20 protein-coding genes are annotated in these 25,636 nt (G+C 46.5%); 12 read left to right on the forward strand and 8 right to left on the reverse strand.

Features of this window, described 5'->3' with window-relative positions; all coding sequences use genetic code 11:
- The first annotated feature begins 55 nt into the window (after nucleotides 1-55).
- The 3 genes from mreD to rodA all read left to right on the forward strand — a co-directional run bounded on the left by mreD (nucleotide 56) and on the right by rodA (nucleotide 4,162).
- A complete protein-coding gene (gene mreD / locus ACHZCY_RS17605; protein WP_205223401.1) occupies nucleotides 56-592 on the forward strand; it encodes a rod shape-determining protein MreD in 537 nt (178 codons plus the stop codon).
- Between the two features lie 420 nt (nucleotides 593-1,012).
- Nucleotides 1,013-3,046 (forward strand): penicillin-binding protein 2, encoded by a 2,034-nt coding sequence (gene mrdA, locus ACHZCY_RS17610; protein ID WP_205223402.1) that lies wholly within the window; start codon nucleotides 1,013-1,015, stop codon nucleotides 3,044-3,046.
- Nucleotides 3,047-3,052: 6 nt separating this feature from the next.
- A complete protein-coding gene (rodA, locus tag ACHZCY_RS17615; RefSeq protein WP_205223403.1) occupies nucleotides 3,053-4,162 on the forward strand; it encodes a rod shape-determining protein RodA in 1,110 nt (369 codons plus the stop codon).
- Between the two features lie 74 nt (nucleotides 4,163-4,236).
- Here the strand turns inward: rodA and hemH are convergent, their stop codons facing one another.
- The gene (hemH, locus tag ACHZCY_RS17620) at nucleotides 4,237-5,190 is read right to left on the reverse strand and encodes a ferrochelatase (RefSeq protein ID WP_319549842.1); all 954 of its coding nucleotides are present in this window, start codon (nucleotides 5,188-5,190) and stop codon (nucleotides 4,237-4,239) included.
- Between the two features lie 273 nt (nucleotides 5,191-5,463).
- Between hemH and ACHZCY_RS17625 the strand changes: the two genes are divergently transcribed.
- The 3 genes from ACHZCY_RS17625 to ACHZCY_RS17635 all read left to right on the forward strand — a co-directional run bounded on the left by ACHZCY_RS17625 (nucleotide 5,464) and on the right by ACHZCY_RS17635 (nucleotide 9,576).
- On the forward strand, nucleotides 5,464-6,009 hold the full coding sequence (locus ACHZCY_RS17625; RefSeq protein WP_205223405.1) for a cold shock domain-containing protein: 546 nt from the start codon (nucleotides 5,464-5,466) through the stop codon (nucleotides 6,007-6,009).
- 131 nt (nucleotides 6,010-6,140) lie between these two features.
- Nucleotides 6,141-8,837, forward strand: coding sequence for a DNA polymerase I (gene polA, locus ACHZCY_RS17630; protein ID WP_319549843.1), 2,697 nt, complete (start codon nucleotides 6,141-6,143; stop codon nucleotides 8,835-8,837).
- 364 nt (nucleotides 8,838-9,201) lie between these two features.
- On the forward strand, nucleotides 9,202-9,576 hold the full coding sequence (locus ACHZCY_RS17635) for a PilZ domain-containing protein (protein WP_319549844.1): 375 nt from the start codon (nucleotides 9,202-9,204) through the stop codon (nucleotides 9,574-9,576).
- 123 nt (nucleotides 9,577-9,699) lie between these two features.
- Here the strand turns inward: ACHZCY_RS17635 and ACHZCY_RS17640 are convergent, their stop codons facing one another.
- Complete coding sequence (locus ACHZCY_RS17640) at nucleotides 9,700-11,004, reverse strand: citrate synthase (protein WP_205223408.1); 1,305 nt, start codon at nucleotides 11,002-11,004, stop codon at nucleotides 9,700-9,702.
- A gap of 363 nt (nucleotides 11,005-11,367) precedes the next feature.
- On the opposite strand from ACHZCY_RS17640, the gene ACHZCY_RS17645 reads away from it, so the two are divergent.
- Nucleotides 11,368-12,045, forward strand: a complete 678-nt coding sequence (locus tag ACHZCY_RS17645; RefSeq protein WP_319549845.1) for a hypothetical protein — start codon at nucleotides 11,368-11,370, stop codon at nucleotides 12,043-12,045.
- A 98-nt stretch (nucleotides 12,046-12,143) separates the two neighbouring features.
- Here the strand turns inward: ACHZCY_RS17645 and hflC are convergent, their stop codons facing one another.
- The 3 genes from hflC to ACHZCY_RS17660 all read right to left on the reverse strand — a co-directional run bounded on the left by hflC (nucleotide 12,144) and on the right by ACHZCY_RS17660 (nucleotide 15,383).
- Entirely contained in the window at nucleotides 12,144-13,082 is a 939-nt protein-coding gene (gene hflC, locus ACHZCY_RS17650) for a protease modulator HflC (RefSeq protein ID WP_319549846.1), read from the reverse strand.
- 50 nt (nucleotides 13,083-13,132) lie between these two features.
- A complete protein-coding gene (hflK, locus tag ACHZCY_RS17655; protein WP_319549847.1) occupies nucleotides 13,133-14,251 on the reverse strand; it encodes an FtsH protease activity modulator HflK in 1,119 nt (372 codons plus the stop codon).
- A gap of 229 nt (nucleotides 14,252-14,480) precedes the next feature.
- A complete protein-coding gene (locus tag ACHZCY_RS17660; RefSeq protein ID WP_319549848.1) occupies nucleotides 14,481-15,383 on the reverse strand; it encodes a rhomboid family intramembrane serine protease in 903 nt (300 codons plus the stop codon).
- A gap of 178 nt (nucleotides 15,384-15,561) precedes the next feature.
- On the opposite strand from ACHZCY_RS17660, the gene ACHZCY_RS17665 reads away from it, so the two are divergent.
- The 3 genes from ACHZCY_RS17665 (at nucleotide 15,562) to ACHZCY_RS17675 (ending at nucleotide 18,912) form a co-directional block, all read left to right on the forward strand.
- On the forward strand, nucleotides 15,562-16,494 hold the full coding sequence (locus tag ACHZCY_RS17665; RefSeq protein WP_205223413.1) for a Tim44 domain-containing protein: 933 nt from the start codon (nucleotides 15,562-15,564) through the stop codon (nucleotides 16,492-16,494).
- A gap of 281 nt (nucleotides 16,495-16,775) precedes the next feature.
- Entirely contained in the window at nucleotides 16,776-17,465 is a 690-nt protein-coding gene (locus ACHZCY_RS17670; RefSeq protein WP_319549849.1) for a glycosyltransferase family 2 protein, read from the forward strand.
- A 4-nt stretch (nucleotides 17,466-17,469) separates the two neighbouring features.
- Nucleotides 17,470-18,912, forward strand: a complete 1,443-nt coding sequence (locus tag ACHZCY_RS17675; RefSeq protein WP_205223415.1) for a sugar phosphate nucleotidyltransferase — start codon at nucleotides 17,470-17,472, stop codon at nucleotides 18,910-18,912.
- Between the two features lie 83 nt (nucleotides 18,913-18,995).
- Here the strand turns inward: ACHZCY_RS17675 and ACHZCY_RS17680 are convergent, their stop codons facing one another.
- Both ACHZCY_RS17680 and ACHZCY_RS17685 read right to left on the reverse strand, forming a co-directional pair.
- Entirely contained in the window at nucleotides 18,996-19,433 is a 438-nt protein-coding gene (locus tag ACHZCY_RS17680) for an FKBP-type peptidyl-prolyl cis-trans isomerase (RefSeq protein WP_205223416.1), read from the reverse strand.
- 46 nt (nucleotides 19,434-19,479) lie between these two features.
- Complete coding sequence (locus ACHZCY_RS17685; RefSeq protein ID WP_319549850.1) at nucleotides 19,480-20,880, reverse strand: NAD(P)/FAD-dependent oxidoreductase; 1,401 nt, start codon at nucleotides 20,878-20,880, stop codon at nucleotides 19,480-19,482.
- A gap of 286 nt (nucleotides 20,881-21,166) precedes the next feature.
- On the opposite strand from ACHZCY_RS17685, the gene ACHZCY_RS17690 reads away from it, so the two are divergent.
- Complete coding sequence (locus tag ACHZCY_RS17690; protein ID WP_205223418.1) at nucleotides 21,167-22,450, forward strand: ATP-dependent 6-phosphofructokinase; 1,284 nt, start codon at nucleotides 21,167-21,169, stop codon at nucleotides 22,448-22,450.
- A gap of 35 nt (nucleotides 22,451-22,485) precedes the next feature.
- On the forward strand, nucleotides 22,486-23,034 hold the full coding sequence (gene orn / locus ACHZCY_RS17695; RefSeq protein ID WP_205223419.1) for an oligoribonuclease: 549 nt from the start codon (nucleotides 22,486-22,488) through the stop codon (nucleotides 23,032-23,034).
- Nucleotides 23,035-23,078: 44 nt separating this feature from the next.
- Here the strand turns inward: orn and ACHZCY_RS17700 are convergent, their stop codons facing one another.
- Nucleotides 23,079-25,568, reverse strand: coding sequence for a glycogen/starch/alpha-glucan phosphorylase (locus ACHZCY_RS17700; RefSeq protein ID WP_319549851.1), 2,490 nt, complete (start codon nucleotides 25,566-25,568; stop codon nucleotides 23,079-23,081).
- Nucleotides 25,569-25,636 lie beyond the last annotated feature (68 nt).

The following is a 25,636-nucleotide window of genomic DNA, read 5'->3' on the forward strand; positions in this document are numbered from 1 at the left end:
GCTTTGTGGCAGCAGGTAAGGCGGGCTGGACAGCAATAAAGGGAAGGATAATGCAATGATTGTTATCGGTTTCACCGTGCTTGGTGTGCTGTTGGTTGTTCTGCAGACTAGTGTCTGCATGATCCACCCGGTCTGGTTGCTTGCTCCTGATTTTTACTATATTCTGGTAGCCTATCTGGCTTACCGTCTTGATCTGTTGCGAAGCTTGATCATCCTATTTTTTCTGGGGTGTGTTTTGGATGTTTTTTCCGGAACTATCCTGGGGATGTACTCTTTGCTCTGTTTCAGTGCTTTTTTTCTCTTGCGCTATGCTGCCCAAAAAATGCCGGTGAGTGAGTCTCTTTACCAGGTGCCGCTGGTAGGCGTTAGTTATCTGGTTATTTCGTGGATAACCTATATCCTGGTGTCGATTTTTGAACCTGGAACGTTGGTAGAGTGGTACTGGTGGAAGATGATGGTCCGGACATGTTTGATAGTGGCTTTTGCGTTCCCTTTGTTTCGTTTTTTTGAATATGCCAATCATTGGTTAAGCAAAGGGCTTTTTGCCTGGAAAAAAGTTCGGGTAAGGACCGATAACAGGTATCGGAGCTAGGCCGAATTTCTCGTGAGCATTTTGCTGTTTAAAAAAATAAATGATTTCAATCTGATGCTTTAAAAATAATCAAATACACAATCAAAAACTGTTCACCGAAGGGCAGCTCATACTGTGCCGTTTTCTTCTGTATTTTTGCAGTAAAAGGTAAGCGTAGACTACGCTTACCCCGAGTCTCCGCTTACCTTTTACTGCCGCTAACTTAGAACCTGGCAGCGCCTGAACTGATGAAAAATCCCGGCCGGTTGGTGACGTTCATAAATAGTTTTTTAATCCTATTTGACTATTATGTTCAAAACCCTATCCTCAGATTACTTGCTGTATGGCCTGCTGCAAAACTTGTCGCACGCACGAACTTAGGCTAAAATCCTCATTTATGGATAGCCACTGGTTGAAAATGCATCGTTATTGTAAGACACTATGAAAAATATCAGACGGAAAAATCGTCGGCGTCCAGAGCCGATGCTAGCTGCGGAGCGCAAAAAAGACCCAGGGGTTACTAAGCTGACCCCCCGTGATGATAACGAGCTTGACGCGTATAAAAAACGGGCTCTTTATGCCGCTTTCGTGCTTCTCTTCTTCTTTGCCGTTATTATCAGCCGATTGTGGTTTCTCCAGATGCAAAAAGGAGAATATTACAGGGAGTTAGCGGATTCCAATCGAGTTCGTTACCTGGAAGTGGCTGCACCAAGGGGCAATGTTGTGGATCGTTATGGTCGGGAGATAGTGACCAATCGCCCTTCGTTTAATGTGGTGTGGGTACGGGAAGATAACAAGATTGATGATGAATGGCTGAAGAAAATCACCAGAATTTTAGGGGTTGATGTATCTGATATACTCGAAAAAATAAGAAAAATGGCCCACAACCCTGGTCATATACCCGTGCGCCTGGCTGAAGATATAGACTGGGAAACCGTTGCCAAGATAGAGAACAATCGCATGGATCTGCCGGGTATTAAGATTGAAGTGGTTCCGCTTCGGGTCTATCATTGGGGTAATCATGCCTCACATTTAATTGGCTACCTTGGCGAAATAAACAAGAAGCAGCTTGCTGCGTCTGAACCAGGGATCTATCGCGGCGGCGATTTGGTCGGTAAAATGGGGTTGGAGCGGCTGCGTGAAAAAGATCTGCGCGGTGAAAAGGGGCGGAATTATATGGAAGTTAACGCCCTTGGATTTGAACAGAAAAACTTGAAAGGCATTGAGCCGCTCCCTGGTAATGATTTGCGCTTGACTCTGGATATGGAACTGCAGAAAGCTGCAGAAGAGATCATGGATGAACAGGATTATGCAGGGGCGGTTGTTGCCCTGGAGGCAAATTCCGGGCGATTGCTGGTGCTTGCCAGTGCTCCTGCTTTGCATCTTGATGAATTTGTGGGGGGCATATCACATAAGGCGTGGAACGCTATGTTGGATAACCCGCACCACCCATTGGTCAATAAGCTGGTACAGGGGCAATATCCTCCAGGTTCTACGTATAAAATCATTACTGCACTTGCAGGGTTAGCCGAAGGAGTTATTACGCCCGACTCAGTCATCTATTGTCCGGGGCATTATCGCTTTGGTAACAGGACCTACCGGTGTTGGAAGCGGGGCGGCCATGGGGCTGTTAATTTGAAGCGGGCCCTCTCCGAATCCTGTGATGTCTATTTTTATCAAGTCGGGCAACGCCTTGGGGTGGACAGGCTGGCAAAGTATGCCAAATTATTTGGCCTGGGGGAAAAGACCGGTATTGAGATGGAACATGAAAAACCGGGGCTTGTTCCCACTGCTGCCTGGAAGAAAAACCGGTTTGGGAAATCCTGGCAGGAAGGGGAGACACTCTCAATCGCTATCGGCCAGGGGTTTAATTTGGTTACGCCGGTTCAGTTGGCATTGATGACCGCTGCCCTTGCCAATGGAGGCACGCTGTATAAACCGACGCTTGTAGAGGAAGTAAAAGATCCTGATGGTCACGTTATCGAATCGTTTACGCCGGTGGTGCTGGAACGACTCAGAGGACAGGGGCGAAATCTTAAACTTGTTCGGGAAGGACTGGTAGAGGCTGTAAATGGAAAACGCGGTACAGGCAGGCGGGCGAGAGTATCGGACAAAAATATTATGGTCGGCGGTAAAACCGGTACTGCGCAGGTAGTTCGCCTTAAGCAATACATTCATCTTAAGGAAGAGGATATCCCGTATAAGTACAGGGATCATGCACTTTTCATCTGCTTTGCTCCTGCGGAAAATCCGGAAATTGTTGTTGCCGTTGTGGTGGAACACGGTCTGCATGGCGGTAGCGCTGCAGCACCGGTGGCCAGAGCGGTGTTGGAAAAATATTTTGCCGGTAAGTATGCGCTGGAAGAGATTGATACTGTGGTTGTTCCGCAGCGTATGTTGGAAGGAGATAGTCCGTTGCTAGTCAACGATATTGCCGGAGATATACTTCGGCAGCAAACTCAAGTGATACAGTAAGGGTTCATGTTACGTTTTGATCGTCGATTAATTCTTCATTTTGATTGGGTGATGCTGCTCATGCTGGTTTTGGTATCCGGTATGGCACTGGCTAATCTCTACAGTTCTACTTGGAATGGGAGCGGGAGCGCTTCGCCTGTATTTTTTAAGCAGCTCTATCTCTTTGTTGCGGCTTTGTTTTTGATTCTGCTCTTTATTTCGGTTGATTACATTGAGTTGGCAACCTTTGGTTATCTGATGTATGGCGGGGTGGTCCTTTTATTGCTGTATACCACTTTGTTTGTGGATACCATTGCCGGTACCCAACGTTGGATTAATCTTGGTTTTTTTAAGCTGCAGCCTTCTGAACCGGCAAAGTTGACCCTGGTACTTGTGCTCGCTTCCTGTTACTCCAAAAATGAAGTCCGTGATGGCTATCGCATCCGGGATCTGATTAAGCCGGGCATTCTTACGGCTATTCCCTTTGTACTAATCATGATTCAGCCTGATTTGGGGACGGCACTTATGCTTGGCATCCTTTTTGTGTCCATGACCCTGTTTGTCAAGCTGCGTTGGTCAACTGTCGGCATTCTTGGTGGTGCCGGCCTGGCATGTGTTTTATTTGGTTGGAAATACCTGCTCAAAGATTACCAGAGGCGGCGTATTGAGACCTTTCTCAATCCTGAGGGCGATCCGATGAACCACGGATACCAGATAATGCAGTCAAAGATTGCGGTTGGAAGTGGTAAAACCTTTGGTAAGGGGTTTATGGAAGGAACCCAGGGACACTTGAATTTTTTGCCTGAGCGCCATACTGATTTTGCTTTTTCGGTATGGGGAGAGGAGTGGGGCTTTGCCGGAGCAGTGTTTTTTCTCAGCTGCTATTTTTTTCTGCTTCTCTGGGGGATTAATATTGCCCTGAGTGCAAGGGATAAATTCGGGGTACTGCTTGCCTATGGGCTGGTAATGATGATTTTTTGGCAGGCCGTTATTAATCTTTTTATGATTATGGGCTTTTTGCCGGTTGTGGGAATTCCGCTGCCTTTGTTCAGCTATGGTGGATCCTCCTTGATAACAACCATGGTTGCTATTGGTATATTGATGAACATACGTATGCGTCGGTTCCAAACTACCTGATGAAGCTGCGAGAAGGGAAGTTGAGAGTTTTGCCCAAAATGCGTAAAATGTCACGACGCAGGAGGGCAAGGTTTTTACGACTTCATCAAAACCAATTGACGTAGCCCTTCGATAAAAAGCGGTTCAGTGTTCAGGCCACTGGTCACTGTATACCGCATGCCCAGATCTTCGGCTAATTTTCTGTACTCGATGTCCAGCTCGTAGAGTGTTTCCACATGGTCGGAAACAAAGGAAATGGGCACAATGAGCAGATTTTTGCACTGGTTGTGGGCTAATTTTTCAATTGTTTCCGGTGTTGACGGTCCTAGCCATTCTACCGGCCCACTTCGGCTTTGATAGCAGAGGTGACCTTTCTTTCCCGTTCGCTCTTCAAGGGCTGCAATGGTCTTTTGCAAGTCGTCCACATAGGGATCGCCTTCTTCAATGAAACGCACAGGCAGGCTGTGTGCACTGTAAACAATTTCAGCCTTTTCCCCTGCAAAGGAAAGAAGGCCTTCATCGATTTTTGCGGTAAGGCTCTCTATGTATTGTTGTTGAGCCGGCCAGGAATCGATTTTTGTTATGCCGAGATTGAGCCCTAATTTTTTTGCGGTGTGGTCCACGTCGGAAAATGATGAGCCGCTGGTTGCTATTGAGTAATGAGGATAGAGGGGGAGAGCAATGATTTCCTTGACCCCTTCGGCAACCAGTTGGGTAAGGACCACTTTTGCAAAGGGATGCCAGTAGCGCATGCAGGAACGGACCGTAAAATTGCCATCGTGTGCAAGGGCTTGCTCAAGAGCTGCTGCCTGCTGGTCGGTAATTTTACGAAGTGGTGAGCCTCCCCCTATTTTGCTGTAGTTGACTGCGCTTTTTGGTGCCCTGCGCCTGGCTATGAGGGCAGCGATCGGTTTTTGTAAAAATGACGGACCTAGTCTGATAATTTGTCTATCTGAAAAAAGGTTGTAGAGAAATGGTCGAATATCTTCAATTTTTTCGGGGCCACCAAGGTTTAAGAGGAGCACGCCTTTTTTAGTATGTGTAGTCATAAAGCAAGAGTAACCAGCGTTTGGCGTTTAGGTCAAGAAAATGTAATCCTACCCCTTGATTTATAAGATAAAGAATGGCTATAGTCAAAGTATGGTTACTTTGTTTTCTCACACTTCCTCATCTTTCTTGTCACATCCCATTATTGTTCAATATTATGCTATGCTCGGGGGAGCAGTGGTGCGTTTGTGTCGAAGTCTGTCAGGATTGGGAAAACAGAGTTCTGTTGAGAGGCGGCATGGGGCCGCCAACGCTATAAACAGTGGAGGATATGTATGGAACTGAAAATCGAAGCCAAAAATCTCGATATGCGAAAAGGTTGGCAGGATAAAATTGAGGGAGAGCGCGATAAGCTTATCCGTCATTATGCCGGTTTGGTGCATCATCTTCGCGTAACGATTGAGGCTACCCCTGGTTATAAAGAGGGGGGATACGAGGTTCGCTTGGTCGCTTCTGTACCTAACGATACTGTCGTTGTAAAACGTTGGGGAGAAAATGTCAGGCCACTGTTGGTTGAGGCATTTGATGTGCTTGGTTTACAGCTCAAAGAGAAGGTAAGAAAAAAACAAAACCACAAAGGAGCCAAGGCTGCACTCGGAGCAACCGTGGATACCGCAGCATCCGGAGTGATTAGACGGCTTTTCCCCGAAGAAGCCTATGGGTTTATTGTCACTGGTGATCAGCAGGAAATATTCTTCCATGCTGGAGCTCTAAAAGATATTTCCATGAGTGATTTATCCGAAGGTGATGCCGTAACGTTAGCTGTTGAGGAGGGCGATAAAGGTCCTCAGGCATCATGGGTAAAGAGCGCTTCCCTCTGATAGGTATTTTTTAAATTACTAATAGCCCCTGCCGTTTGGCAGGGGCTTTTTATTTACCCCTATACCTCAAACCCTGGTAAGGGCCTCTGAATACTTATTTTTCAATCGTTTTCTTCTACCCGCAATATGCCATGACCACTCAAGAGATATACATCATAGACGGTAGCGCCTATATTTATCGTGCCTACCATGCAGTGAGGCCGCTGACCAATAGCAGTGGGTTGCCGACCCATGCTATCTACGGTTTTGCAACCATGCTGAAAAAACTCATCAACGAAAAGAGCCCACAATACCTTGCCATCGCTTTAGACAGCCGTGGGCCGGTTTTTCGGCACGATATGTTTTCTGAGTATAAGGCAAATAGGCCGCCGATGCCCGACGATCTCGCTGTTCAGGTGCCCTATATACATTCGCTGATAGAGGCCTATAATATTCTCAGTCTTGCCGAGACCGGGCAGGAGGCTGACGACCTTATCGCCTCGTCGGTTGCCAGGATGACTGCTCTTGGGTGTCGAATTGTCATTGTATCAGGCGACAAAGATTTACTGCAGCTTGTTTCCGACCAGGTAACCCTGTGGGATCCTATGAACGACCGGCTTATGGACGAAGGGGCTGTTGAGGAAAAATACGGTGTTTCAGTTGCAGGGCTGCTCGATTATTTTGCCTTAACCGGCGACAGTGCCGATAACATTCCAGGTGTACCGGGGGTCGGGCCTAAAACAGCACAAAAACTGATGAGCCGGTATCAAACACTGGAGGGTTTGTATGGTGCTGTTGATGAGTTGAAAAAGTCGAAGATGAAGGAACGAATTATTGCCCATCAAGATGATGCTTTTCTTTCAAGAGATCTGATTCGGCTCAACCGGGAGGCTAATGTTCCGTCGCAGCTTGAGCAATATGTCGTTCAGCAGGTAGACCATGATAAGTTGCGTAGTCTGTATACTGAGCTCGAGTTTCATTCTCTTCTGAAAAATGAAGTCAAAACCACCAAAGTGAGTACGGATGCCTTTTTTCTCGTCCAGGATGAGGAGCAGTTAGATGGGCTTTGTCAGCAGCTCGCATCGGCTTCCCATGTGGTGCTTGATACTGAAACCGACTCTTTAAATACTCGGGTTGCAAATCTCGTGGGTATCTCTCTGTGTCTCGATGATAAAGCTGCCTGGTATCTCCCCTGTGGGCACGTGGAAGATGGGCAAAGAGTCTCCGGTCAACTTGATAAAGACGTTCTTGTTGAAAAATTACGACCCTTTTTTGAAGATGAGGAGGTCGTTAAGGTGGGACATAATCTAAAATATGATTATGCAGTGTTAGCCTCGCCACGCAATGGTGGAGTGCAACTCTCGGGGCCGCTGCATGATACAATGATAGGTGCCTGGTTACTTGATCCGGGGCGGAGGTCATATAAGCTGGATGATCTCTGTGAAGAAATTGACCTTCGTCTCACTCCTTTTGCTGAAGCGGTGAAAGGAGATAAAAAAGATGATGCGTTTACCCGGGTCGAACTCAATGCTGCAAAGGATTACAGCTGCGAAGATGTCTATGGTGCATGGCAACTTTTTACCAGACAGCGTGAACAGTTGAAAGAATGGGGCTTGCTCCCATTACTTGAGAATGTGGAGGGGCCATTGGTCAGAGTCCTTGCCGCCATGGAAACAGTGGGTATTGTTGTTGATGCCGATACTTTGGCAACCCTTGCCCATGATTTTGGGCAAGAGCTTGTTCGTTATGAGCAACAGATCTATGCTGCTGCCGGCAAAGAGTTTAATATACAGTCCCCGAAACAGCTCGGCGACATTTTGTTCGAAGAACTTGAGTTGCCGAAGGGGAGGAAAACGAAAACCGGATGGTCAACAGATGTCAAGGTTTTAGAGAAATTGAAAAATTATCATGAGTTGCCTGCGTTGATTCTCCAGTATCGCAATATCGCCAAACTCAAGTCAACATACGTGGATAAATTGGCAGCGCTCCGTGATCCGCAAAGCGGTCGAGTTCATACTTCCTATAATCAATGCGGGACCGCCACCGGAAGGCTTAGTTCAAGCAATCCTAACTTACAGAATATTCCGATCAGGACAGAAGAGGGAAGGCGCATTCGATCAGCCTTTGTTGCTGAAAGCGGATGGCAGCTCCTGGCCGGCGATTACTCCCAGGTCGATCTTCGGGTAATGGCGCACTATTCACAAGACCCATCCTTGATTGCTGCTTTTAAGAGAGGGGATGATATCCATCAGCAAACCGCTTCACAGATTTTCTCTGTTGCCTCGGAGCTGGTAACAGCAGAAATGCGCCGAGCAGCCAAAACAATTAATTTTGGCATTGTGTACGGCATGTCGAGCTATGGCCTGGCCAACCAACTCGATGTAAGCAGGAAGGAGGCGCAGTCATTTATTGATCGCTATTTTGCTCATTTTTCCGGAATAAAGGATTTCATGGAAAAGGTTGTAGCTGAAGCCAGGGAAAAAGGGTTTGTTACAACATTGACAGGGCGAAGGAGAAGCGTACCCGAAATAAATAGCAGTAATCGAACTAAACGCGAATTTGCGGAGCGTATCGCTATTAATACACCCATTCAAGGCACTGCCGCCGATATTATGAAAAAGGCCATGTTGCAGGTAGATGGAGAGCTGAGGAAGAGCGCTTTTCAGGCCAAGATGATTCTCCAGATACATGATGAGCTTGTTCTTGAAGTACCTGACGGAGAGCTGACAGCAGTCGCTCGGTTATTGCAGGAATCAATGGAAAATGCAGTCGTTCTTGATGTACCGCTGACAGTGCATCTTGATTCTGGTCAAAATCTTGGCAAAGATGAACGTATTTCGTTGATATAATGAGCGCTGCATACTGCCCTTAGTGTTTTTTTCCACGATTAAGGATATTTCTTATAGTCCGTTCCGTTTTTTCGGATTTTTTATTTTTTTTGTTGCAGCTAGGACGACATTCAGGTTCTGAAAGCGGCTATTGTCGGTGTTTGAGTATTTCTAAGATAAGGAGCGAATTTTGCATTAAAATGGGCAACGGGTATATTTAAATCGGGAGGAGAGAATATGAGTCCTCGGCAAGCAATACGAATTCTGATGCTCAGTCCCATTTATTTTCGTTTAAGTCCTGCCCAACGGTGGAAATTAGTGCGCGAATATTGTCAACTTATTGAATCGTGTAAATCGTAATGTATTTTTTCGGTGATTATGTAAAATGATGCCGCAGGCAATACATAGGGAAGAGCGGCGTAAGCATCCACGTTATAAGGTAAAGCAAGGGACGCTGGCCTTTGTGGAAGCAAATCCTTGCGAAATAATTGATATCAGCGAATCAGGAATGGCCATCAACTACATCGCATTTAATGAAAGACGTATTAGCAGTTACAAATTTGATCTTTTTTCTTCAGATAAAGAGACGTATCTGCCACACCTTCCTGGTGAAATAGTTACTGAAATAGCACTCGTTCCCCCATCCCTCTTTAGTGTAATCCGCACTAAACGACTTGGTGTTCAATTTGAGGACCTCACTCTGGATCAACGGTCATTGCTTCGGTATTTTATAGTCCAAAGCGCTGGTAGAGGAGTCTAACCCAAATTTCTCATGAGCATTGTTTCCACTTGTTTAACTCTAGGTTATCTTCAATTATTTTTTTTATGTTGAGCAAAGTCGTATGACAGTGCAACTTTGCTCAATGGTTAAGAGAAGTTCGCGCTAAAGCCGCTCACCCAAAGGAGCAAAAATACGGGCTGGTTCCCCTGTATACACCTGGCGGGGGCGGTGAATCTTGGTCGCAGGATCCTCCCGCATTTCTTTCCATTGGGAAATCCATCCCGGCAGGCGACCAAGGGCAAACATGACCGTGAACATGTTGGTCGGAATACCGATGGCCCGGTAGATGATACCTGAGTAGAAATCAACATTGGGGTAGAGATTGCGATTGATGAAGTAGTCGTCATTGCGTACGATTTCTTCCAGCGTCTTTGCTATCTCGAGCAGTGGATCGGAAACATTCAATACATTCAATATGCCGTCGCAGGCTTTTTTAATGATGGTTCCGCGAGGATCGTAGGTCTTGTAAACTCTGTGGCCAAAGCCGGATAACCTGAACGGATCATTTTTGTCCTTGGCCTTGGCGATATACTTTTTATAGTCTGCCCCGTCGTGATAAATGGCTTCAAGCATTTGGATAACTGCTTCATTTGCACCGCCGTGCAAGGGGCCCCAGAGGGCGTTTATACCGGCAGAAATAGATGCGTACAGGTTGCCACCTGAACTACCGACAAGGCGGACGGCTGAAGTTGAGCAGTTTTGCTCATGGTCTGCATGGAGTATCAGCAGTTTGTTCATCGCTGCAACCACTTCAGGCTGAACCGTATATGGCCTAACCGGCGTGTCAAACATCATGTTGAGAAAATTTCCGCAATAGGAGAGGTCGTTACGCGGGTAAACCAGAGGGTGACCAATGGACTTTTTGTAGGAAAAAGCGGCAATGGTTCGGATTTTTGAAATCAGCCGACTGGCCGTGTTGTTAATGTTTAACAGCGGGTCGTCACCCATCTCCGGGTAGTAGTTGTGCAGAGTGTTTACCATAACGGAGAGAATGGACATTGGTGAAGCGTTGGGCGGGAAATGATCAAAAAAATGAATCATATCCTCATGGAGAAGGGCGTATTCTTCCAGTAAGGTTCGAAACTCCTCCAGTTCTTCCCGATTAGGCAGTTTGTTGTGCAGCAATAAGTATGCTACTTCAATAAAAAGACATTTTTCAGCCAGGTCTTCAATGTCATACCCGCGATAGCGTAAAATACCCTTGTCGCCATTGAGATAGGTGATGGAACTGCTGCATGAAGCTGAATTTTTAGAGCCGACATCATACGTGGTAAATCCTGTATCTTTCAACAGTCTTGAGATGTCGATCGCCTTATCTCCTTCTGCGCCTTTTAAAATTGGCAGTTCGTAGGTGTTGTCACCAATGATCAACTGTGCGTGGGTGTTTTTTTTAACTATATCGGTCATAAGCTGTTTTTTCCTGCGAATAAATTGCAATGCCGATTAGTCCTTGAAATACAGGATGAAGAGTAACTGGCACTACAGATTAAAAGGAACACCTCGGAAAAAAGATGCGATGGTCCACCGGTTAAGGTAGATTAATGAGGTGTTGTTTCGATTCCGTTCTAGGATAAGAACATCGTTTTGAGGACGTTGAACTTTTCCACGGTTGAGGCCTACTTTGATTACCAACCAGTAATATTACTTTATTTGTGAATAAAAATCAAGTTTGTAAGTCTGGAATGGGGAAGGGGGCTCGGTTGGAAGGATCAGTTTTAGCGTGATAAAATAGATAAATAGCCTCTGTGGAGGCCGAAGGTTGGTTGTTGTATGCAAGACGAATTGAAAGAAATGCGAGAGAACATCAAAGAGGTCATGGAATATGCAGTTCCTGACGGTTTTTTCGACAAGGCAGAGGATTTGCTCGACGTGTATCGCGACGACAGAATCGGTCTCAATGTGCTCCTTGAATTTTACCGGACACTTCCCGGAGCCAAAGAAGCTTTGATTAAAGATATAGTTTTATTTGCTCGCCAGCATGGAGTATTTTTGTTGGGAGCAATGACTGGTCTTAGAGAAGGTTACCTCTATCTGGTATCCAGCGAAGGAATTGAGTTTCAGGGGACCGTGGGTGACGGATTTCTTGCCCGGGAGCTCCTTGATTTTTTTCAGTACGAAAGCGAGGAAGAGTTCAAGCGAATCTGTGCCGAGCATAAACGGTTCGTTTCCTATGATCCGCTGCAGATTGATGAGGATATATGCCCTGCATGCCATGCCTGCACCGGTGAGGAACATGAACTGGGGTGTCCTGTGGAAATATGCCCTTGGTGTGGGGGGCAATTGGTTTATTGCAGCTGTCGTTTTGAACAATTGGGCTTGGATGCCATAAGTACTGAACAGGAGCTGCTCCAGCTCGAAGCTCTGCTTGAGGAGCGGGGAAGGATTCCGTACTCTCCTGAACAGCGGCCGAATTATGCCGATGAAGGGCCCGGAGTTATCATTGAGTAAATGAGTTGATTATTGTTGTGGTGTGGAAAGAGAACAATAAAAAAGGCCGTGTCTCAGACACGGCCTTTTTTATTGTAAACGCTACGGAGCGCGAAAAATCATTTTACTTTAAGTGACTCCAAATATTTAAATAAATCAGAGTCAGATGAAAGCACCAGCGAAGTGTTGTTGGTGATAATGTCACGATAACTTTCAAGACTTCTTATAAAAGCATAAAATTCCGGGTCCTTTGAATACGCTTTACCATAAATTTTGGTTGCTTCGGCATCAGCCTTACCTTCTATTTCGACGGCCTCACGCTTTGCTTTAGAAGTGATTTCTTTCAACTCTCGTTCTACCCGACCGAGAATTTCGGCTTTTCGGCCTTCACCAAGAGAGCGTTTTTCAGCAGCGATACGCTTACGTTCAGAAATCATACGGTCATATACCTTCTCACGTACCGAATCGATGTAGTTAACTCGCTTAAACATAACATCGATTAGTTCGATGCCGTATTGGGGCATAACCTTAGCCGCAGCTTCAAGGACCATCTGGCTGATTTTGTCACGTCCCAATTGAGGGGGTACTATCAGGTCTCCAGCCTGGCTGGTGGAGGTCATATAGTCCTTGGTCCAATCTGAACTACGGATTATTTCAATCAGGTCGTTCTTGTTGACAAGGTCACGCAGGGTACCGTCAAGGATATCATCAAGCAAAGTACGGGCACGATTTTCAGTACCAACAGCCTGGAGGAAACGCAAGGAATCGATAATTCGCCAGCGTGCCGTGGTATCCAGGTAAATAAAAGTCTTGTCGTTGGTCGGGATCTGATTTGGAGAGCCATCCCACATCAGAATTTTTTTCTCAAACACTCGAATATCCTGGATAAAAGGCATTTTGAGTTTTAAGCCGGCTTCCGTCTGCGGCTCACCAACCGGCGCGCCGAACTGGGTAACAACAGCTTGTTCCCCTTCTTTAAGGATATAAAAGCCGTCCCAGACGGTAACCCCTGCAGCTACTACAATAATTAATCCTAAAATTTGAACTATTTTCTTCATGGGTCTCACATGGTTAGAGTAGAAACATTAGACAATGTACTGTCATGTTGTTACTGGGGGGTTGGGGAGCTCTGTTTCTGCCTTTTTCCCGTCAGGTCCAGAAATGGAATCACTGCCTGGTTGCTTTTATCCATCACGTAAACTTGTTCAACATGGGGAAGGATTTCCTGCATCGCTTCCAAGTACATGCGTTGCCTTGTTACTTCTTGTGCCCCTTGGTATTCTTTTAAAATAGCATTGAACCTGTTGGTTTCTCCTATCGCGCGGTTGGTCCGCTCAATAGCATATCCACGTGCTTCTTCAACGGTTTGTTTTGCACTACCACGCGCTTTGGGGATAACCCGATTGTAAGTTTCCTCTGCCTCATTGACCAAACGTTTCATGTCCTGATCGGCAATGTTAACCTCATTAAAGGCAGGTTTTACCTTTTCCGGTGGGTTAATATCCTGAAGCTGCAGAGTACCAATTTTCACGCCGCATTCCAGGTTGTCAAGTTCTCCCTGCAGTTCTTTTTTTGCATCTGCAGCAAGAATTTCACGGTTACTTAGTACGTAGTCAAAATCCATGTTGCCGACAATCCTGCGGGTAACCATTTCCGAGGCATCGCGCACTGCCTGGGAAACATTGCGAACCTTGAACAGATACTTCACCGGGTCGCTGACTATATATTGGACGATCCAGGCGACCTCAATGACGTTTTTGTCGCCAGTCAACATCAAGGCCTCCATATCGAAACCGCTTCGGTTAAAATTGCTTGTTTTACCGGGAGTCCTGGTGCGAAAACCAAATTCCTCTTTTCGCACTGCTTCCACATTTACTTTATACAACTGTTCAATAAACGGAATTTTAAAGTGCAGTCCTGGGTCGGTTGTCCGCGAATACTGACCAAACCTGAGCATAACCCCTACTTCGCCCGGCTGAATAGTGTAAAAGGAAGAGTAGATAACTTGAAACAGGAAAACAGCAGCAATAATCATTACCACCTTCCCCATTCCGGCAAACATTCCAGGTCCTTCGGTCGGTGGTTTCCCTTCGTCGTCACCTTGTCCGGTTGGCTTTTGTTGGTTGGTAAAAGATTCTCTTATTTTGCGGATAAGCGCAGCAAGAAAATCTTCCGGTGAAGAGGGACGCTTTTTTTGTCCCCAGGGTGGTTGTTCGTTCATTGGCATGGATGTACCTCTGGTTATTCAGGTTGGCGGCAGGAGGATAATGGATGGGCAACCCTGTACTTCTGCAGCAATTTGTAAACGTGCAAAAGAGAGTGTGACCATCACTTTCTGCTGAATTTTTAATAAACGCAATTTAATGTATGCACATTGGTACCTGACGTCAATCCTGAATCATCATAAAACAGGAGAAAGAAACCCTGTGTACACTCACTTGCAGGTTAAGGAGGTGCTAATGGTGGCTCCAAGCAGTTCCCCAGCATACCAGAAGAAACAAAAGCGAGCCAAGCATGAGTAGATATTGCACCTGGTTGGTGGCTGCCGTTCTGACCAGTTTTTGACGATTGCATACTACGCCTGTAAGGATACCACTGAGAAAACCGAAAAAGTGGGCGCCTATATCCGTGGACGGGCCGGAACTGCCCAGTAAGGTGAGCAAAGCGGCCCCTGCTCCTAAAGGAAGAAGATAGTGCTTAAGAGAGGTTTTTTGCCCGGATCGAAGTCTGATGCCTGCCAAAATACCGATGGCGGCAAATACAGCAGTGGAAAAACCGACGGATAGGTGCGGTTGGTCGCGGACCACGATATTGATCCAGTTCCCGACAGTGCCGGCCATGAGCACCATGAACCAGCAAAGGCCATAGCCGACGGCACGACTAAGCAGAAGGATAATGTTAGCTCCAATCAGACAATTGCCCACCAGGTGAACGATATCAGCATGCAGGGTTAAGGCCGTCACCAACCGCCACCACTGGTTTTCAAAGAGAATTTTCCGGCTGTCAATGGCACCGGTTTCAAACCAGGGATTATCAGGATACCATCCCCCTGTATGCCAGTAAAAAACTGCAAGCAGACCCATCAGCAGGATGGTCGTTTGCGGATAAAAAAAAGGTGGTTGCCATACTTGCTCAGGCAAGGGAGGCCAGTTTTTGTTTTCTTCTGTGTATTTATTTAGCTGTAATTGAGCCGTGTGGGCCTGGTCCCTGTTGACTTGAATTGACCGATTGACCGAGTCAATGGAATGATCGATATCTATAGCGGTGAGAACAAGGGAAAATGTGTTAAGCTGTTGGGGTGAGCCGGTAGCTATCTCTACCAGGTCTGGTATGTTATCTTTCTGAACTGTAGAATCCATTGGAAGTGTTGTTGGTGTATCAGGCGTCACCATCAGTTGCTGCGGACAGTACCTTGACCCACGGTAAAAAGGCATTATGTTTGTTGCATCTCACTAGGAGATACTGTAAACACTCAAACTCTAAATCCCACCTTTTTTAATGGCTGGGCAACAAAAAAACATTGCTGGAAAAATAATTATGATGACACACTTGAGTAAACTGGCACCATTTTTTCTGATTCTCTTTGCAGTAATGTTCTGTGAGGCTGGAATCACGACAGATTATGCCGATGCCCGTTCCAAATTTGGCGGAAGGAGCTTTAGTCGCTCGACCCCTCAAAAAACGTATAAATCACCGGCTCAAACAAAACAGGCTCAGCAGGGCCAGAAGTCCGGTTTTGGCAGAGGGCTTGCCGGAGGATTATTGGGTGGTGCCCTTGGCGGTCTTTTGCTTGGTAGCATGTTTGGCATGGGCGGTAGCGGTATGGGAATCCTGCCGCTGCTGTTATTAGGTGTTGCCGGTTACTTTTTGTATAAGCGGTTTGTCTCCAGACCGACAGGTTCTTCATCCGCAGGGTATAAACCACCGCCATTCGATAAAAATACCTTTTCCGGTGGTGCTTTTTCCGACCAGGCCAAAAGTTCTGCTCCACCAGTGCCGCCCATTCGGGAGGCCAACACTCTTGAGGACGGAATTGCGGAGATCCGAACCACTGATCCGGGATTTGATGAAAAATATTTTGTGGAAATAGCCTCAGATGTATTTTTTAAAATCCAGGCAGGCTGGATGCGGCGTGATCTTGCCAGCTACAGTCATCTGTTGGGAAAACAGTTGGCGGAAGAGTATGAAAAGCATTTCGCAGAGATGAAGGCCAAAGGCCATATCAATAAGCTGGAAAGCATTGCTGTCAGGAAAGTAGAAGTAATAGATGCCGGCAAGCAAGGAAATGAAGATTTTATTACCGTCTTGTTCACTGCCAATTTGCTTGATTATACAGTGGATGATAAAACCGGCGACCTGGTTGAAGGAAGCATGACTGAACCCGTGAAGTTTGCAGAAAAATGGACATGGGCCAGGCCGGAGCGAACTGAAGACTGGAAGCTGGAAGGCATTGATGTGGTTGAAGACTGATTGTAATATCTGTTTATAAGTAATTGAAAGCTGCATACTGATCTGGTATGCAGCTTTTTTTTTTTAGGGTTCGGAAATCATTGAAGTCAAGGTCCTTGCCAAAAAACTTAATTCGTCCTGTATACTGCTTGTTTGATGCACTTTTTCAGTGTGACTTTAATTATTAGAGAAAGCTTTTTCAGAAAGGAGCGAATTTCGTTGTATGGGGGAGCAGTTGTCGCTAGGATGGCTTTTTTTGAGAAAGAATCCTTTAGAGGAACCACGACTATTTAAAACACTATATGATGCAAAAAGAGACCGTTAAATATACAGATGTTATTGTACCCGTCTTTAACGAAGCGGAAATACTTCCAGAGTTTCACCGTCGGGTGACAGCCTTGGCCCTCCCTCTGAACCTCATTTATGTAGATAATGCCTCGACTGACAGGTCTGTGGACATTATTTCGTCTTTTGATGATGTCACCCTGATTCGTCATGCTACCAATGAAGGGTATGGCGGGTCGCTGCTGGATGGAATAGCAAATTCGGACAATGAAAAGATCGTTATTATCGATGCTGACTGTGAGTATCCGCCAGAGGCCATTCCTGATCTTATAGAACAGCTTGACCGTACCGAGGTAGTCTATACCAGTCGCTTTTTGGGTGGACGAAACCGGTTTATGCCCCTGACCAAACGTTTGGGCAATCAACTTATATCATGGCTGTTTAACCTGCTTTTTGACCAGAAAGTGACTGATCTCTACACAGGATGCAAGGCATTTAACCGCTCAGCCCTGTATGAAGTGCAATTATCTCGTAAAGGATTTGAGCATGTGTTGGAGCTCGGCGTCGCCTTTGCCCGCAGAAAGATTACCATCAAAGAGATTGGTGTTGAATTCACGCCTCGCCATACGGGAGAAGCGAAAATGCAACACCTTTCCGAGACCTTGAAGTATCTCTATCTCACTGTCTATTATTTTTTATCCAGGTGAGGACATGAGTAAACTTGTAGGACTGATACCAGCAGCAGGAAAAGGGGTACGTGCGCGTCCCTACACGAGTCTTGTTCCAAAAGGAATGCTTCAGGTTAATGGTAAACCCAACCTGGAGAGGATCATCTGTCTGATGCGGGATCAGCTCGGGATAGATGAAATTTATATGACTGTCGGCTACCTTTCCGGGGTGATCAAAGATTACTTCAAGGATGGCTCGTGGCTGGGAGTTACGCTGCATTATATCGACAATAGCGAACTCGATAAGGGCTTGGGCTGGTCAATCCTGCTCGCAGGACGCGATCTCAATCGTCCCTGTTGCGTTATGTTGAGTGATGAATGCTATGTCGGTTCCAATCACGCAGAACTGCTCGATATCGATTATGAACATGCGCTTGCCACCTGTACGGTAATGGATGCTGATGATACCAAGCTCATTAAGCGCAACTACTCGGTTCATAAAGAGGGCGGCAGGGTGCTGAACCTGGTGGAAAAGCCCCAAGTGCTGGAAAATAACCTATTGGGGTTGGGAACTTTTATTTTAACTCCTGATTTTTTCCCCCTTCTGGCCGATGCCTTTGACCAGGCCGCCGATGGATATGTTGAATTTGTGACCTTCCTTGATTCGTTATGCAGCAAGGAGCCAGGTGTCCTTTGTTTTGAAATTAAGGGGACCTACGTCAATATCAATGATCGGGATAGTCTTAATCTTGCTCGCTATTATGAGCGCAATATCACCTTTGACGAAAATCATATTACCCTGCTTCTTTACTCCGAAGGTGTTGAGGAAAATATTGATTTTACCATCAATCGTTATCGGCGAAACCGCTCGATTGATACTGTTTATGTGGTGGTGCCGTTTGTCAATTCCGTAGAGAAAAAGATCAGGTCCTGTGGGGCCGAGGTTATCCGTTGTCCGCAGGATATCGTATTGTATGGCGAAAAAATGCGGTATGCACTGGATCGTGTTACCGGAGATATCATTGTCATGGCTGAAGCTGACTACACCTTTCCAGAGCACGATATCTGCAAATTGCTGCAGTACATCAAAGAGGCCGATATGGTGGTCGGTACCAGAACCACCAGGCAGTTGATCGAGCAGGGCTCAGATATGCGGGGATTGGTCAGGATTGCTAATATCCTGCTAGCTAAATTGATAGAGATGCTCTGGTGGCGACGCGAAGTGAGAATTTCAGATGTTGGTTGTACATTCCGGGCAATGTGGCGGTCGTGCTATGATGATCTCAAAGACAAATTGGAGGGCAACGGACCTGAGTTGCTTGCTGAGATGGCGGTGGAGATATTAAATGACCGCAAGCGGATGATAGAAATTCCGGTCAACTACTATAATCGTAGCACAGCAATGTTTGAAAAGTATCGAAACCGAAAGACTTTTCTCCGTATCTTGCTGATGATCGCCGGAAAACGATTAGCCAAAAGCCGATAGCCGGAGGCTGTTGTATCTGGTGGAGGGGGGAGGGGTCCCGCTGCGTAGGTTGATGTTACTGCAGAGGGACCATGAGGGAGGTTTTACGCCGGTTCAGGTTCCTGAATGTCAACCACTGAAACTTCAAAATAGAGTGTCATGCCTGCCAGTGGATGATTGAAGTCAATGACCAATGTTTTTCTTTTATCCTCATATACAAAGCCTTCCACCTTCTGGCCTTTGGGACCGACTGCTGTTATTTTTTCTCCCACCATCCGTGCTTCCATCGGGACATGTTCACGCGGGACCTCAAGCAACGCATCAAGTGTAACTTCGCCGTATCCCTCTTCGGGTTCCACAATAAAGGTTTTCTGTTGGCCTATCGACATTCCGGTAAGCTCTTTTTCCATCCCTTTAATTATTTCGCCTTGGCCGTGGGTGTAAACAAGCGGATCTTCTTCCAGGGTACTTTCATACACCCTGCCGTTCTCCAATTTTAGCACATAGTGGACGGTAACGGATTTCCCTTCACTGACGTTCATATTTTCCTTGTTTGTTGGATAGTTGGTATTGATAGTTGGTATAAAGCTACTCAGTGGTTCTGCGAATAATTTCTTTTGAGGGGATAAGGGCTGTTGCCGTGGCTGAAACAATATTGCCGGCCACGCCAGGGCCGTCGCCGGCAACAAATAACCCCTCCACTGCTGTTTCCAGGTTATTGTCAGTTGCAACCTGGGTTGCAAAAAATTTTATTTCCGGTGCATAGAGCAGGGTCTCGTCATTTGCCACTCCCGGTACAATCTGGTTGAGCTGCTGCAAACCATCCACCAGGTTGGTGAGGATCCTTTCCGGCAAGGCCATGGCAATATCGCCGCAAACAACATTGGTGAGAGTAGGTTCAATGTAGCTATTGTGGATTCGGTTCCAGGTGGATCGTCTGCCTCTTTTTAGATCACCAAACCGCTGTAAAATCGGCTTGCCCCCGCCTATGAGGGTGGCCAGCTTCCCAATGGATTCACCGTAGGCCTGGTTATCTTCAACCGGGTCTGTGAGAACAACTTTGGAGAGAAAGGCAAAGTTGGAATTTTCTGATTTACGGTCCATTAGCGCATGGCCGTTGACACAGACAAAGTCCTGGTAGTTTTCCAACGCAACATACCCTCCAAAATTGGTACAAAAGGTCCGAGTCTGATCATCATACTTGGCAGTGCGAATAAAGAAGGTCGGATCATAAATAATGGAGCAGAGATCCTGCATGATCTCATTATGTACTTCAACCCTTACTCCCACTTCAATGCCGCGTTGGGAAACATCTATATTGTGGCGTCTGACAACTCCTGCAACCCATTCTGCACCAACTCTTCCAGGAGCAAGGATGACGTGTGGTGCCTTGTAGGTCCCTTTTTGGGTAATGACTCCGGTAACCTTGTTTTCGGTTACAATAACATCTTCAACTACTTCGGAATGATGAAAGGTGACCCCTTTATCGGCAATATATTGTCGCATTCCATCTATATGACGGGGAAGATTGTCGCTGCCAAGGTGTTTTTGTTTGATGATCAAGAGGTCGATGCCGCATTTTCTGGCATCTTTACGGATAGAGTAGGCTGCTTCACGATCAGTGGGGAAAACCTGGCCGTCCATACCGAAAAGGTTGAAAATTTCTTCTGTCTCGTCGATCAATGCACAGGCATCAGAAGTTGAGAGGAATTGTGTCAGGTCGGTTTTTCCAAGTTTATGGATGAAGTTGAGCTTGCCGTCTGAAAAAAGTCCTGCCCCACCTATACCACAAAGAATATTGCACGGTTGGCACTTGATACAACCTTTATCACCAATGGGGCATTTTCGCTGCAGGGGTGGTTTCCCTTTTTCAATGACCAACACCCGGAGTGAGGAATGTTCGCAAAGGTAGTAAGCGGCGAAGAGCCCTGCTGGACCGGCACCGACGATGATGACATCATATTGAGGGGTAACCTTGGAGGTATTCATTCTCTGTTTCTCATTATAAAGATTGGTGCTCTAGCTCCATGCATATATGGTTTGTTCATTGAGGCCGCCTCTCTTTCTGCCATATTTATTCTGCCTTTGCCAGAGCAATTTGCACAGGGTAAGGCTATTGGTCGAAAAACAGTTTGCGCATCTCTTACATGAGGAATACCATAAAGAATAAGGACTTGATTTACAAAAAGACCTGACACTGGAGTGGGCATTACCATTGGAGGTAGTCTTTTGGTTGGAGCCCTGTAGTTCAACAGCTCGGATGGAGAATGGAAGTATGCAAGCAGATGATTTGATTGTTCAGCAACTTGGGGAATGCCGTTTCCATTCTCCCATGCAAGGTGTCATTTTTACCGATGTTGCAGAATCAGTTTTGTATCATAACCAGTACCAGGACCTGCAACCCTATGTAGAGGAAGGGTCGGTTCCACCTTCCTTCCAAGTGGCAGGTCCACGGGAAAAAATTTTTTTTGATCCTGCAACACTTTCCTGCGGTATTGTCACCTGCGGTGGCCTTTGTCCTGGGCTTAACGATGTGATAAGAGCCATCGTCTTGAGCCTGCATTATCATTATAATGTGAAAAAGGTGTTTGGCTTTCGCTATGGGTATGAAGGGTTAAACCCGACATATTACCATACTCCGCTTGAGTTGACTCCTGATTTGGTGGAAGGGATTCACCTGAAGGGAGGAAGTGTTTTAGGGTCGTCCCGTGGTCCCCAGGATGTTGGGGTTATTGTGGATACGTTGGTCCAGCTGAACATAGGGATTCTTTTCACCATCGGCGGAGATGGAACCCTGCGCGGCGCAGCGGCCATAGCGGAAGAAATTTCGCGACGGGGGCTTCATATTTCGGTGATCGGTATCCCGAAAACCATAGACAATGATATCTGCCATGTGGATTTTTCTTTTGGTTATGAAACCGCAGTGGCGGAATCCCGCCATTCAACCTATACCGCCCATGTTGAGGCTGTCGGCGCGCGAAACGGGGTGGGACTGGTTAAACTGATGGGACGTGAATCAGGCTTTATTGCTGCTGCGGCAGCCTTGGCCAACAATGAGGTTAATTTTTGTCTCATCCCCGAGGTCCCTTTTGAAATGGAAGTTTTGCTGGAAGCACTTGAACGTAGGCTTCGCCTACGTGGGCATGCTGTGATTGTGGTTGGCGAAGGGGCCGGACAAAATCTTTTTTGTGGAGATCGGGGCGAGGATGCATCAGGTAACTGCAAACTGGGGGATATCGGCCTGCTTCTGCGAGATCGGATTAAAGAGTATTTCAAGAAAGTGGGAATGGATATGACTCTGAAATATATTGATCCCAGCTATATGATCCGTTCCACGCCCGCCTCCGCATATGATAGTGCCTTCTGTTTACAGCTTGGGCATTACGCCGTTCATGCCGGGATGGCGGGGATGACCAATGTACTTATTGGGCACTGGAACAGCCGCTTTACCCATGTGCCTATTCCGCTTGCGACCAAAGGGCGGAAAAGAGTTGATCCCAATGGGCGATTATGGTCCAGCGTGTTGGCGGCCACCGGGCAACCGGTAAACCTTGTTTAGCAGCGAGGAATGCTAAAAAAAGGGGGGAAGGGAAAATGCAAAACGATACCCACCTGATATGGATTGACCTGGAGATGACCGGTTGCGATCCTTTTACCGATCACATTATTGAAGTGGCGTCAATTATCACTGATTCCGACCTTGAAATTCTCTCGGAAGGGCCGGTCTTAGCCATTCACCATGAAGAGGATATATTGGCAGGTATGGATGAATGGAATGTTTCGCATCATACTCAGTCAGGGCTCATCGACCGGGTCCGGCAAAGTACCATCAATTATCGAGAGGCAGAGCTTCTTACCCTTGCCAACCTTTACCAATGGGTGCCGGAAGGTAAGTCGCCCATGTGCGGTAACTCTATTTGCCATGATCGTAGGTTTCTCGGTCGATTTATGCCGGAGTTGGAAGCCTATTTCCATTATCGAAATATTGATGTTTCAACCATCAAGGAATTGGCTCGCAGATGGTCTCCTGAGTTGGCACAGGGGATGAAAAAACGTCATGAACACTTGGCCCTGGCAGATATAAAAGAATCCATAGAAGAACTACGATATTATCGAAAATGTTTTATCAGCTGTCAGTCTTGACCGCTGTTTCATGGATAGCACAGCGGTCAAGGCCACACACTATATCAGTTATCTACCTCAACTCCCCATATCTCCTCAGCATATTCCTTGATTGTTCTATCACTGGAGAATTTACCGACCCGAGCTACATTGAGGATCGATCTGCGAGTCCACTCATCTGTATCAATAAAGCAGTCATTGACCGTCCGCTGACACTCCAGGTAAGATTCAAGGTCCAGCAGCAGGTGGTATTTGTCATTTTCATTGAGCAGGTCGTTGATCAGGGGACGAAAAAGGTTGACGTCCCCATGGCTGAAGACGCCTTTTGCAAGGGCATCAATAATCTTGCTGACCACCGGGTTTTGTTCGTAAATCTGGTAAGGCTTTCTGGATTTACATTTCTTCTCATATTCAGCCTCTTCGGCTGTCATTCCGAAAATAAAGATATTCTCTTCGCCTACTTCTTCCCTTATTTCAATATTAGCCCCATCCAGAGTGCCGATGGTCAGTGCTCCATTTAAGGCGAATTTCATGTTTCCGGTACCAGATGCCTCTGTGCCTGCAGTGGATATCTGTTCGGAAAGATCTGCTGCAGGGATAATTATTTCAGCAAGAGAGACATTATAATTGGGAATAAAAACAACCTTGAGTCGGTCTTCCACCCGTGGGTCATTGTTTATGACTTCGCCTACTGAGTTAATCAGTTTGATGATGAGTTTGGCTCGGTGATAGGACGGAGCAGCCTTGCCCGCAAAAATAAATGTCCTTGGTTGAATATTGGCATCAGGAGTGGTGAGCAACCGCTGATAGATTTCAATAATATGGAGCACATTAAGGAGTTGCCGTTTATATTCATGTATACGTTTGACCTGGATGTCAAACATGGAACGCGGATCTACCACTATACCTGAGCGTTTTTGGATCAAGGCTGCTAGTCGCTTTTTGTTGTTTAGCTTAATTTGCCGCCATTGATGGCAAAACTCTTTGTCCGTGTGATACTTCTCCAGCATACGGAGCTGGTCAAGGTCGGTTACCCAATTATAGCTTATTTTGTCGCTGATAAAAGAGGACAGTTCGGGGTTACATTTCAGCAACCACCTGCGGGGTGTTATCCCGTTTGTTTTTGAGTTGATCCGATTGGGATACATTTCATGGAAATTGTGAAAGAGGTGCTTCTTCAATAACTCTGTATGGAGGGCGGCTACTCCATTTGTCGAATGGCTACCGATAATTGCCAGGTTGGCCATCCTGACCCTTTTGGGCTGATTTTCGTCGATGATTGACATTTCCGTAAGTTTGCGCATGTTGCCGGGGTAGCGTTCATTGACTTCTTCTAAAAATCTACGGTTAATTTCATAGATGATTTCCATGTGCCGCGGTAATACCCGGGAAAGCATTTCTACTGTCCATGTCTCAAGTGCCTCCGGCATAAGGGTGTGATTGGTGTAGGCAAAGGTTTTTACGCAGATATCCCATGCCTCGACCCAGCCCAGTCTCTCATCATCAAGCAGGATCCTCATCAGTTCGGGGATGGCTATAGCCGGGTGGGTGTCATTGAGCTGTACCGCAACCTGGTTGGGGAAATCGGTAAATGTCCTATTTTCTTTGCGATACCTGCGGAGAATGTCATGGAAGGTGGCGGCGACAAAAAAGTATTGTTGCTTAAGACGCAATTCCTGGCCTTCCCGGATTTCGTCTGATGGGTAGAGCACCTTGGAAATGGTTTCAGAGCGGACTTTATTTTCTACTGCGTTGATATAGTCGCCGGCATTGAAAAAGCTAAGGTCAAGTTCCCTGGATGCCTTGGCTTTCCACAGGCGCATGTTGATCACATGGTCGTTGTTGAACCCTGGGACCAGCATATCACAGGCCATGGCCATGATTACTTCGGTATCCACCCACTGTGGACGGTAGTTGCCTTCTGCGTCAGTCCCGCTACTGACCCTTCCATAAAAATGAATAGGATACATGAACGAGGTTCGCTCGTAAATCCAGGGGGAGCCGAGGCGCATCCAGCTATCAGGTGCTTCAAGCTGGTAGCCGTCGACAATGGTTTGGTTAAACAGACCAAAGTCATACAGGATGCCATAACCATAGGCAGGAATCTTCATGGTGGCTATGGAATCCATAAAACATGAGGCAAGGCGCCCCAGACCACCGTTACCCAATGCTGCATCTTCTTCGTATTCACGCAGCTCTTCCAGGTTGTATCCCAGTTGTTCCAAAGCTTCGGATACCTGACCCAAAAGCCCCATGTTGATGATTGCGTTGCCAAGTGAGCGGCCCACTAGAAATTCCAGTGACAGGTAATAGACCCTTTTTTTATTTTGGGCATAGACCGTTTTTTGAGTGGTAAACCATTTTTCCATGAGCATATCGCGCAGGGCATAGGAAAGTGCCCTGCACACATCCTGTTTTCCTGCCATGTCCGGATCACGTCCTTGAAAGCTGACTAGATGGTGGCGGATACATGCTTTGAATTCTTCAATGCCGGTTTCGCCGAAAATGGATGCATAGGCATTTTGGGAAGTGGGGGAATCTGTCTGCAGGTCCATAGCCTCTCCTTGGGTTGATGAAAGGTAGGAAAAGAAAATAATCAGGGGAAAAGTCATTTACTGATATG

Origin of the sequence: Desulfogranum marinum, assembly GCF_963675105.2 — a bacterium.
GTDB classification, from domain to species: Bacteria; Desulfobacterota; Desulfobulbia; order Desulfobulbales; family Desulfobulbaceae; genus Desulfogranum; species Desulfogranum marinum.